General features: G+C 64.5%; 11 protein-coding genes. 10 read left to right on the forward strand and 1 reads right to left on the reverse strand.

Annotation, left to right across the window (positions count from 1 at the left end; all coding sequences use genetic code 11):
* Nucleotides 1–39 precede the first annotated feature (39 nt).
* From BV95_RS11090 to BV95_RS11135, 10 genes are all read left to right on the forward strand, one after another.
* Nucleotides 40–954: a TraB/GumN family protein gene (locus tag BV95_RS11090; RefSeq protein ID WP_037451423.1), complete on the forward strand. Its 915-nt coding sequence runs from the start codon at nucleotides 40–42 to the stop codon at nucleotides 952–954.
* Between the two features lies 1 nt (nucleotide 955).
* Nucleotides 956–1,840, forward strand: a complete 885-nt coding sequence (locus tag BV95_RS11095; protein WP_037451426.1) for a TraB/GumN family protein — start codon at nucleotides 956–958, stop codon at nucleotides 1,838–1,840.
* 108 nt (nucleotides 1,841–1,948) lie between these two features.
* On the forward strand, nucleotides 1,949–2,563 hold the full coding sequence (locus BV95_RS11100) for a 50S ribosomal protein L25/general stress protein Ctc (protein WP_013846794.1): 615 nt from the start codon (nucleotides 1,949–1,951) through the stop codon (nucleotides 2,561–2,563).
* Nucleotides 2,564–2,710: 147 nt separating this feature from the next.
* Complete coding sequence (gene pth, locus BV95_RS11105; protein WP_037451429.1) at nucleotides 2,711–3,280, forward strand: aminoacyl-tRNA hydrolase; 570 nt, start codon at nucleotides 2,711–2,713, stop codon at nucleotides 3,278–3,280.
* A gap of 350 nt (nucleotides 3,281–3,630) precedes the next feature.
* Nucleotides 3,631–5,259: an alpha-D-glucose phosphate-specific phosphoglucomutase gene (locus BV95_RS11110; protein ID WP_037451432.1), complete on the forward strand. Its 1,629-nt coding sequence runs from the start codon at nucleotides 3,631–3,633 to the stop codon at nucleotides 5,257–5,259.
* Nucleotides 5,260–5,454: 195 nt separating this feature from the next.
* Nucleotides 5,455–6,138, forward strand: coding sequence for a DUF2490 domain-containing protein (locus tag BV95_RS11115; protein ID WP_037451435.1), 684 nt, complete (start codon nucleotides 5,455–5,457; stop codon nucleotides 6,136–6,138).
* A 65-nt stretch (nucleotides 6,139–6,203) separates the two neighbouring features.
* Complete coding sequence (gene ychF / locus BV95_RS11120; protein WP_037451437.1) at nucleotides 6,204–7,304, forward strand: redox-regulated ATPase YchF; 1,101 nt, start codon at nucleotides 6,204–6,206, stop codon at nucleotides 7,302–7,304.
* Nucleotides 7,305–7,310: 6 nt separating this feature from the next.
* Nucleotides 7,311–7,832 (forward strand): DNA-deoxyinosine glycosylase, encoded by a 522-nt coding sequence (locus BV95_RS11125; protein ID WP_037451443.1) that lies wholly within the window; start codon nucleotides 7,311–7,313, stop codon nucleotides 7,830–7,832.
* Nucleotides 7,833–7,873: 41 nt separating this feature from the next.
* Nucleotides 7,874–9,145: an alkaline phosphatase family protein gene (locus tag BV95_RS11130; protein ID WP_037451445.1), complete on the forward strand. Its 1,272-nt coding sequence runs from the start codon at nucleotides 7,874–7,876 to the stop codon at nucleotides 9,143–9,145.
* Between the two features lie 50 nt (nucleotides 9,146–9,195).
* Nucleotides 9,196–9,660 (forward strand): MaoC family dehydratase, encoded by a 465-nt coding sequence (locus tag BV95_RS11135; protein WP_013846800.1) that lies wholly within the window; start codon nucleotides 9,196–9,198, stop codon nucleotides 9,658–9,660.
* Between the two features lie 5 nt (nucleotides 9,661–9,665).
* Here BV95_RS11135 and BV95_RS24545 read toward each other — a convergent pair whose 3' ends face one another.
* Entirely contained in the window at nucleotides 9,666–9,944 is a 279-nt protein-coding gene (locus BV95_RS24545; protein WP_234703155.1) for a hypothetical protein, read from the reverse strand.
* Nucleotides 9,945–10,230 lie beyond the last annotated feature (286 nt).

Raw genomic sequence — 10,230 nt, forward strand, 5'->3', positions numbered from 1 at the left:
TGGAAGGGCGAAGATCGATCGGATGGACGTGAAAATCGGATGAAATGGCCTAATTTCCAATGGCTGGCGCCTGCCATGATGCTGCTGGGCGGATGCGTGGTGGAGCGGCCTGCTTCGGCGCGCGATGTGGCGGCGCGAACGGCTTATGTGACGCCGGCGCTGTGGACGGTGAAGGATGCCGATACCACCATCTATCTGTTCGGCACGGTGCATGTGATGAAGCCGGGCGTGGACTGGTTCAAGGGCGGGGTGAAGGCCGCTTTCGAGCGGTCGGACGAGCTGGTGCTGGAGATTGTCGAGCCGGAAGATCCCAATGCCCTGGCGTCGACCATGGCGGGGGCGGCGCTGGCGCGGGACGGGGTGAAGCTGTCGGACCGGCTGGATGATGGCGAGCGCGGGAAATATCTGGCGGCGATGACGGCCAATGGGCTGCCGTGGCAGGCGTTCGAGATGTTCAATCCGTGGATGGCGGGCATGGCATTGTCGGTGCAGCCGCTGGAGAAGCTGGGCTACAAGTCCGATCTGGGCGCGGAGAAGGTGCTGACGGCGGCGGCGCGGGCTTCGGGGAAGAAGGTCGGCGCGCTGGAAACGGTGGAGCAGCAGCTTGGCTATTTCGCGGGGCTGCCGATGGCGCAGCAGGTGAAGTTCCTGACCGCGACGGTCGAGGGACTGCCGAATATGGACAGGGAATTCGCCAGTCTGGTCGCCCATTGGCAGGGCGGGGAGCCGAACAAGCTGGCGGCGGAGATGAACGAGTCGCTGGAGGCTACGCCGGAACTGGCGCAGGTGCTGCTGATCCAGCGCAACGCCAATTGGGCGAAGTGGATCAGGGAGCGGCTGGACCGGCCGGGCACGCTGTTCATCGCGGTGGGCGCTGGGCATCTGGCGGGCAAGGGCAGCGTGCAGGATCAGTTGAAGGCGCTGGGCGTCTCTTCGGAGCGGGTGAAGCAGTAGCATGATCCGTCGGCTGGCTTGCTGGCTTGGGCTGGCGGCATTTTTTCTGGTTGTGGCCTGCGGGAGTGAGCCCCCTGCCCCGCCTGCGGGCGGCGGGCCTGCGCTGTGGCGGGTCGAGGGCAAGGGGCTGGACGGCTGGCTGTTCGGGACCATCCATGTGCTGCCCGATGGCGTGAAATGGCGGACGCGGGCGATGGAGGACGCCATCGCAGGCGCGGACCGGCTGGTGCTGGAATCGGCGGAGATTCAGGATCAGGCGGGGACGCTGGCGCAATTCGAGAAGATGGGGCGCAGTCCGGGGCTGCCGCCGCTGGAGGCGCGGGTGCCGGGCGAGGATCGGGCCGCGTTGGAGGAGATCGCCAGCGAGGGCGGCGCCAGCGTGCGGACGCTATCCGGCTATGAAAGCTGGGCGGCGGCGATGCTGCTTTCCGCGGCGGCGCAGCAGGCCTTGCATGTCAGCCAGGATCATGGCGTGGAACCGGCGCTGATCGCGGCTTTCAGGGATGCGGGGAAGCCGATCGGCGGGCTGGAGACGGTGGAGCGGCAGTTCCGGGCCTTCGATACTTTACCGGAGGCGGCGCAGCAGCGTTTGCTGATCGATACGGTGCGGGAGGCGAAGGATATGCGGGCGCTTTACGACCGCATCCTCAACGCCTGGATCAAGGGCGACATAGCGACGCTGGCGCAGGAGGACCGGATGGGCGAGGAGCCTGATCCGGCGGTCGAGAAGGCCGTGCTGGTGGACCGGAACCGGGATTGGGTGAAGGCGGTGGCGGCGGTGAAAGGGCGGCCGTTCATCGCGGTGGGCGCGGGGCATCTGGCGGGCAAGGGCAATCTGGTGGAGATGCTGCAAGCCAGCGGATACAGGGTGACGCGGGTGCAATAGGGTGCCCCTTGCTTTCGCGCGCTTTTCTGTTATTGGGCGCCGGTCCCGGCATGGTCATCCCTGGAGGCGTGGCGGGCGATTACATCAATTTGCTTTTGGAGACACGCAATGAGCGAGCAGCTTACGCTGTCGGCCGAGGCACGCGATCGGGCAGGCAAGGGAGCCTCCCGCGCTCTCCGCCGTGAGGGCCGCGTACCCGCCGTCATCTATGGTAACAATGAAGAACCGCAGTCGATCCATGTCGAGGAAAAGCTCCTCAACAAGCTGCTTGGCACCGGCCACTTCTTCAATTCGGTCGTCTTCGTCGAAGTCGGCGGCAAGAAGGTCCGCACCCTGCCCAAGGATGTGGCTTTCCACCCCGTGAGCGACCGTCCGCTGCACGCCGATTTCCTGCGCGTTTCGGAACACGCCACCGTCCACGTCAACGTGCCGGTCGTCTTCAAGAATGAAGATGCATCGCCGGGCCTGAAGAAGGGCGGCGTGCTGAACATCGTCGCGCATGAGGTCGAACTGATCGTCGACGCGGCGGAAATCCCCGATGACGTCGTCGTCGACCTGACCGGCCTGGACGTGGGCGAAACCATCCACATCAGCGCCGTGAAGCTGCCCAAGGGCGCCAAGGCCGCGCATGACGAGACCGACTTCACCGTCGCGACCATCGTTGCGCCCTCGGCCCTGAAGAGCGCCGAAGGCGACAACGAAACGCCGGCTCAGGGCGAATAAGCCTTTAAGTCTGGCTGACCGCTTTATCGGTTTGCTCAACCCCCGTTCGGGCTGAGCTTGTCGAAGCCCCGCTCTTCTTCCAAAGAGAAGCGAGGCCCTTCGACAGGCTCAGGGCGAACGGGGGTTGGTTCGTTTTGGAGATGGTCAATGCAGATCTGGGTGGGGCTGGGCAATCCCGGAACCCAATATGCGATGAACCGGCATAATGTCGGCTTCATGGCTGCGGACGTCATCGCGGACATGCATCGCTTTTCGCCGCCGAAGAAGCAGTTTCAGGGATGGGTGCAGGAGGGGCGGATCGGGCCGGAGAAGATCGTCCTGATCAAGCCTGCGACCTTCATGAACGAAAGCGGGCGGTCGGTGGGTGAGGCGATGCGCTTCTACAAGCTGGCGCCTCAGGATGTGACGGTCTTTCACGACGAGCTGGATCTGGCGCCGATGAAGGTGAAGGTGAAGCGCGGCGGCGGCAATGCCGGGCATAACGGCCTGCGGTCGACCGACGCGCATATCGGGGCGGAATTTCGCCGGGTCAGGATAGGCATCGGGCATCCGGGGCATAAGGACCGGGTGCATGGCTATGTGCTGGGCAATTATCACAAGAGCGAGACGGACGCGCTGGCCGATATGCTCGGCGCGATCGGGGCGGAGGCGGAGTGGCTCGCCAAGGGGGATGATGCGCGGTTCATGAATGAGGTGGCGTTGCGGTTGGCGGATTAGGGGTTGGGGATTTTTGGCCATTCCAAGACATTCCCCTCCCGTAAACGGGAGGGGTTAGGGGGTGGGTGCGAGCGGAGCGAGCTTCTGACTTAACCGCTGCAAAACAATGCAGATGTTGCGCCAGCCCACCCCCTAGCCCCTTCAAACGAGTCACGTGCCTCGTTTGAACGCCTGCGGGAGGGGGAATGACGGCCACCCACCCATATGGGACATCAGCGCCTCTGCACGACAATCCCTATGCGCGCTCGTCCGCCCTGCGCTCGCGGTGGGACGCAGAGTTTCGATTGCGATTGGTCGCATTGCCGGGCCATAGAGGAAGCCTGACTTTCCATTTTCCCAAGGGGATACGGGTGATACAGACCGTCTCGACGACGCCTTTCGACGATCAGAAGCCGGGCACGTCCGGCCTGCGCAAGAAGGTCCGCACTTTCCAGCAACCCCATTATGCGGAAAATTTCGTCCAGTCGGTGTTCGACAGTCTGGAGGGCTATGCAGGCCAGACGCTGGTCGTGGGCGGCGACGGGCGTTATCTGAACCGGGAAGTCATTCAGATCGTGCTGAAGATGGCGGCGGCCAATGGTTTCGGGCGAGTGCTGGTGGGTCGGGGCGGCATTCTTTCCACTCCGGCGGCTTCGCATCTGATCCGGTCTTCTGGCGCGTTCGGCGGGCTGGTGCTGTCGGCCAGTCATAATCCGGGCGGGCCGGATGAGGATTTCGGGATCAAATATAATGTCTCCAACGGCGGGCCAGCGCCGGAGAAGGTGACGGACGCCATCTATGCGCGAACGTTGGCGATCGATTCCTATCGCATCCTGGAGGCGGGGGATGTCGATATCGATACGCCCGGCATCAGCGATCTGGGCGGCATGACCGTCGAGGTGGTCGATCCGGTGGCGGGCTATGCCGATCTGATGGAGACGCTGTTCGATTTCGGCGCGATCCGGGCGATGATCGCAGGGGGTTTCACGCTTTCCTTCGATAGCATGAGCGCCGTGACCGGACCCTATGCGGTCGAGATTTTCGAGAAGCGGCTGGGCGCGCCTGCGGGAACCGTGCGGAACGGGACTCCCCTGCCCGACTTCGGTCATCATCATCCCGATCCCAATCTGGTTCATGCCAGGGAGTTGTACGACCGGATGATGGCGGCAGATGCGCCGGATTTCGGGGCGGCTTCGGACGGGGACGGCGACCGAAACCTGATCATCGGGCGGCATTGCTATGTGACGCCTTCGGATTCGCTGGCGGTGCTGGCGGCCAACGCGCATCTGGCGCCGGGCTATGCGGCGGGTCTGAAGGGGATTGCGCGGTCGATGCCGACCAGCGGCGCGGCGGACCGGGTGGCCGAAAAGCTGGGCATTCCGCTTTACGAGACGCCGACGGGGTGGAAATTCTTCGGCAATCTGCTGGATGCCGGGATGGCGACCATCTGCGGCGAGGAAAGCGCGGGGACCGGGTCCGACCATGTGCGGGAGAAGGACGGCATATGGGCGGTGCTGCTGTGGCTGAACATATTGGCGGCGCGGCGGCAGGGCGTGGCGCAGATCATGGCCGAACATTGGGCGACCTATGGCCGGAATTATTATGCGCGGCATGATTATGAGGGCATCGCCAAGGACAAGGCGGATGCGCTGATGGCGGCGCTGCGCGGGAAGCTGGAGGCGTTGCCGGGGACGGTGAACAGTGGCGGGACGGTGAAGAGCGCCGACGATTTCGCCTATGTCGATCCCACCGACCAGTCGGTCAGCCGCAACCAGGGCGTGCGCGTGCTGTTCGAGGATGGGTCGCGGGTGGTGTTCCGGCTGTCGGGCACGGGCACGGAGGGCGCGACCCTGCGCGTTTACATCGAGCGCTATGTGGGCGTGGACGGCGATCTGGCGCTGGAAACGGGAGATGCGCTGGCGCCGCTGGTGCAGGCGGCGCAGGAGGTGGCGGATATTTCCGGCTTTACCGGGATGGAGAAGCCCAGCGTCATTACCTGAGGGCGGCCGCGAACGCTTACTTTTCGGAAATCAGCGGGAAATGATGGCGCGATAGAGCATTCCTACTGAGTGGAAGATTCCAGTGCTCCTGCGCAGGCAGGAGCCTAGTCCTGCCGTTCGAACTGGGCTCCTGCCTGCGCAGGAGCACGTTTCGCGTTGGGCCGATCCAACTTCCCGCGCCTTTCAGGAACTCCGATGCGCCGCCTTTTTCCCGTTCTTGCCGCCTGTCTGGCATTTCCCGTTTCTCACGCGCAAGCCCGCACCGCCGAAGACGAGCAGCTTTGGGTCAATCTGACCGCCATGGGAGCGGTGTCGGGAAAGCTCGTCTATTTCGCGGAGGTGCAGCCTCGGATGGGCGATGGGGCGTCGCGGCTCGACCAATTGCTGCTGCGGGGCGCGGTGGGGTGGAAGCTTTCGCCTCGCCTGACCGTCTATCAGGGCTATGCGCACGCGTTGCAGACCGTGGAGGGCGGACGGGACGTGAATGAGGAGCGCAGTTTCCAGCAGGTCAGTTGGGTCATGGGCAAGCCCTGGGACGGCGAACTGTCGTCGCGGACGCGGCTGGAGCAGCGTTGGCGGTCGAACGGCGGCGACATGGGCTGGCGGCTGCGCGAGATGCTGCGCTATGAAAAGCCGTTGAAGGCGGGCAGCAATGCGGTGAATGCGCTGATCTATGGCGAGGGATTCGTGGCGCTCAACAGCACCGATTGGGGCGCGAAGGGCGGGTTCGACCAGTTGCGCAGCTTCGTCGGGGCGGAATTGGGGCTCGGCGGCGCTTCCACGGCGGAGATCGGCTATCTCAACCAATATATCGACCAGCGCGGCGGCAATGCGCGGGTCAATCATGTGGCTTCGATCACCTTATTCTTCCGGCACTGAGGCTGGCCTTTAGGCGCGGAAAGGGTTATCGGCGCGGCCAATCATCTTGACGTGAAGGCAGGTACATGGGTTTTCGTTGCGGTATCGTCGGGCTTCCCAATGTGGGCAAGTCCACCCTGTTCAATGCGCTGACCGAGACGCAGGCGGCGCAGGCGGCGAACTATCCCTTCTGCACCATCGAGCCGAATGAGGGCCGCGTCGCCGTGCCCGACGACCGGTTGCAGACCATCGCCAAGATCGGCGGCAGCGCCAAGATCATCGAGACGCAGCTCAGCTTCGTGGACATTGCGGGGCTGGTACGCGGGGCGTCCAAGGGCGAAGGGTTGGGCAACCAGTTTCTGGCCAATATCCGCGAGACGGACGCCATCGTCCATGTGCTGCGCTGTTTCGAGGATGGCGACATCACTCATGTCGAGGGCAAGGTCGATCCCATCGCCGATGCGGAGACGGTCGAAACGGAATTGATGCTGGCCGATCTGGAGAGCCTGGAGAAGCGCGTTCCCAATCTGGCCAAGAAGGCGGCGCAGGGGGACAAGGAGGCCAAGGCCGCCGCTTCGGTGCTGGGGCAGGCGCTGGAACTGCTGCGCGACGGGAAGCCTGCGCGGCTGACCGTGCCGAAGGATGTCGAGGAAGAGCGGCTTTTCGGGCAGGCGCAGTTGCTGACGGCCAAGCCGGTGCTGTACGTGTGCAATGTCGAGGAAGAGAGCGCGGCGACCGGCAACGCCCATTCGGCGCGGGTGTTCGAGAAGGCTGCGGCCGAGAATGCCAAGGCGGTGATCGTTTCCGCCGCGATCGAGGCGGAACTCATTACCATGCCGATGGAGGAGCGCACGGAATATCTGGAGGCGCTGGGGCTGACCGAGGCGGGTTTGGCTCGCATCATCCGGGCGGGCTATGAATTGCTGGGGCTGATCACCTTCTTCACCGTGGGGCCGAAGGAAGCCCGTGCCTGGACCGTGACCAAAGGGTCGAAGGCTCCTCAGGCTGCGGGCGCGATCCATACGGATTTCGAGAAGGGCTTCATCCGGGCCGAGACCATGGCCTATGCCGACTATGTCCAGTTTAATGGCGAGGCTGGGGCCAAGGAAGCGGGCAAGTGGCGGTCCGAAGGCAAGGATTATGTGACGCAGGACGGCGATATCATGCTGTTCCGTTTCAACGTCTAAGTCCGGATGCTGCGGCCGGGACAGATGCCTGCGCGGCGCAAGGCGGCCTTTCCGCCCAGCGTCGATGAAGGGACGAGGCTGCTGATCCTGGGCAGCCTGCCGGGCGATGTTTCGATCAAGCAGGGCGAATATTATGCGCATCGCGGCAATGCCTTCTGGGCGTTGATGGGCGATGTGCTGGGGGAGGATTTGCGCGGTCAGCCCTATGCGATGCGGTTGAAGCGGCTGAAGGCGCGGCACGTGGGGCTGTGGGACGTGATCGAGAGCGCGGATCGGGAAGGCAGTCTGGACTCTGCGATCCGGGGCGCGGAGTTGCGCGATCTGGGGGCTTTCGTGGAGCGGCTGCCGGCATTGGAGGCGGTGGCGTTCAACGGCAGGACGGCGGCGCTGCATGGGCGGCGACAGATCGGGGAACGGGCGGGGTTGGCGCTGATCGACCTGCCCTCCTCCAGCGGGGCCTTCGCCAGCATGTCGCGGGAGGCCAAGCGGGCGGCGTGGATGGCCATCGCGCCTTATATTGGCGCATAGCGTCACTTTACCGTCACCGTCCGGCTGGTAAGGCATAGGCCATGCATTTTCCTCGCCTACCCCTTGCCTGTCTGTTCCTGTTTGCCGCGCTCGGCGCTTGCGCGCCGGGGCAGCGACCGGTTTCCGTCGTCGCCCCGGCGGAACAGCGGCAGGCCGTCACCATATTGGTGTCCATCGACGGCTTTCGACCGGATTATCTGGAGCGCGGGGTGACGCCGCATTTGTCTGCGCTGGCTGCGGGCGGGGTCGAGGCGGCGATGCGGCCGTCCTTTCCGACCAAGACCTTTCCCAATCATTGGGCAATCGTGACCGGCGAGCGGCCCGACCATAGCGGCATCGTCGCCAACAAGATGGAGGATGCTTCCCGGCCCGGCGAGATATTCACCATGGCGAGCGACGATCCCTATTGGTGGAAGGAGGCCGAGCCGATCTGGGTGACCGCGGAAAAGGCGGGGGTGCGGACGGCTACGCTATTTTGGCCTGGTTCCAACGTCGCCTGGGGGGCGAGCAGGGCTTCGGCATGGCCCTATGCGCTGACCGGGGGGACGCGGCCGAGCGACTGGGCGCAGTTCAATCAGGAAATTTCCGGCGTTCAGCGGGTGAACGGCGTGCTGGACCTTTTGCGGCGGCCTGCCGGGATAAGGCCGCGGTTCTTGACGCTTTATTTCGATGCGGTCGATACGGCGGGCCACATCCACGGTCCCGATGCGACCGAAACGGCCAGCGCTGTACAAGAGGTCGACGGGCAGATCGGCATGTTGGTCAACGGGCTGAGGGCGCTGGGGCAACCGGCGAACCTCATCATCCTGTCCGACCATGGCATGGCGCGCAAATCCAGCGAGCAGGTGGTGGCGATGGACAAGGTGGCGAACCCGGCGGACTATCGCATCGTGGAGAGCGGCCCTTATGCCAGCATGGAGGCTCGGCCGGGGCATGAGGCGGCGCTGGAGGCCGCGCTGTTGAAGCCGCAAGCGCATATGCAGTGCTGGCGCAAGGGCGATATTCCGGCGCGCTTCCATTATGGGACGCATCGGCGCATCCCGCCCTATTTCTGCCTGGGGGAGACTGGCTGGACGATCCAGCCGACCGCGCCCGCCAAGCCTTTTGCGGGTGGCGATCATGGGTGGGACGACCGGGCGCCGGAAATGCAGGCGCTGTTCATCGCGAATGGGCCAGCGTTCGACGTCCGCTTTCACCCTCCAGCGGATTTCGCCAATGTCGATGTCTATCCGCTGCTGGCGCGGATGCTGGGGATTGTGGCGTTGCCGGGCGATGGCGATCCGGCGGCGCTGGCCGGGCTGGTCAAGCATTGACGTTCTCGTAAGCGGAAACTAACTCTCGCCCGCAACGGAAGGGAATGTGTATGAGCGAGATGATCTATTTCGAAGACTTGGAGCTGGGCAACATGAAGGAATTCGGCCCGCTGACCGTCAGCCGGGACGAGATCATCGCCTTCGCCACGGAATTCGATCCGCAGCCCTTCCACTTGTCCGACGAGGGGGCGGCGCAAACCCATTTCGGCAGCCTTGCCTCCAGCGGCTGGCATACGACGGCGCTGTCGATGAAGATGATGGTCGAGGGATGGAGCCGGAATACGGACGCCAAACCGGCGGGGCTTGGCGCGATCGGCGTCGATGACCTGCGCTGGTTGCAGCCGGTGCGGCCGGGGGACACGCTGCGCGGCACGTCCGAAGTGATCGCGAAGAAAGAGTCCCGCAGCCGTCCGGAAATGGGCGTCATCACGTCGCAGGTCACGCTGTACAACCAGCGGGACGAGCCGGTGATGATGATGAAGCCGATCGTGATGTTCCGGAAGCGGCCTGTATAACTGGCTCAGCGCGGCTGAGGCTGGTTGGCGCGGGCGTCGGCTGCCATGATGCGGATGGTCGGTTTCGCCGCGCTGGCGATCTGGATGGTGTGAAGGCCCGGCGGCAGGTCGAACCAGACGATCTTGGGGATGCCGGAGCAGTCCGGGCCGTGGCCGTGATCCACCGATATAAGGGCGGTCGTGCCGGTGGCGGCGTCGATCCAGGCGGCGTCGGACAGGGCTATGCCGATGCGGGCCTGATCCTTGACGGACAGGGTGAAGAGGCCCGCATAGCTTTTGGGCATGGTCTTGCCCGGCGGGACGGCGAACTGGATTTGCGGGGCCGGGCGCAGCGTTGCGGTCAGTGGTTTGCCGAGGATCAGGCGGGGGGCGGTGGAAGCGCTGGCTCCGGCAGTGGTTGCGCCGCTTTGGGGCCAGCTTGTCCAGGGTTCGGCTAGCGGCGGGGGAACTGGGCAGGGGGCTGGGGCGGCCTGGGGGGTCCCCGGGGGGAGCGCGCGGAGGAGGAGGGGGCGGGGTCTTTTTTTCTGGGTCCTCTCGGAGGGGGCGGGGTGGGTTATTTTCTCATCGTTG

The sequence above is a fragment of the Sphingobium chlorophenolicum genome, assembly GCF_000722875.1.
GTDB classification, from domain to species: Bacteria; Pseudomonadota; Alphaproteobacteria; order Sphingomonadales; family Sphingomonadaceae; genus Sphingobium; species Sphingobium chlorophenolicum.

Excerpts from the sequence above, each read along its gene's own strand:
- BV95_RS11100 (WP_013846794.1), top strand. The coding sequence starts at position 1,949 with ATGAGCGAGCAGCTTACGCTGTCGGCCGAGGCACGCGATCGGGCAGGC.
- BV95_RS11125 (WP_037451443.1), top strand. The coding sequence starts at position 7,311 with ATGCTGCGGCCGGGACAGATGCCTGCGCGGCGCAAGGCGGCCTTTCCG.
- pth (WP_037451429.1), top strand. The coding sequence starts at position 2,711 with ATGCAGATCTGGGTGGGGCTGGGCAATCCCGGAACCCAATATGCGATG.
- BV95_RS11135 (WP_013846800.1), top strand. The coding sequence starts at position 9,196 with ATGAGCGAGATGATCTATTTCGAAGACTTGGAGCTGGGCAACATGAAG.
- BV95_RS11115 (WP_037451435.1), top strand. The coding sequence starts at position 5,455 with ATGCGCCGCCTTTTTCCCGTTCTTGCCGCCTGTCTGGCATTTCCCGTT.
- BV95_RS11090 (WP_037451423.1), top strand. The coding sequence starts at position 40 with ATGAAATGGCCTAATTTCCAATGGCTGGCGCCTGCCATGATGCTGCTG.
- BV95_RS24545 (WP_234703155.1), bottom strand. The coding sequence starts at position 9,944 with ATGCCCAAAAGCTATGCGGGCCTCTTCACCCTGTCCGTCAAGGATCAG.
- ychF (WP_037451437.1), top strand. The coding sequence starts at position 6,204 with ATGGGTTTTCGTTGCGGTATCGTCGGGCTTCCCAATGTGGGCAAGTCC.
- BV95_RS11130 (WP_037451445.1), top strand. The coding sequence starts at position 7,874 with ATGCATTTTCCTCGCCTACCCCTTGCCTGTCTGTTCCTGTTTGCCGCG.
- BV95_RS11095 (WP_037451426.1), top strand. The coding sequence starts at position 956 with ATGATCCGTCGGCTGGCTTGCTGGCTTGGGCTGGCGGCATTTTTTCTG.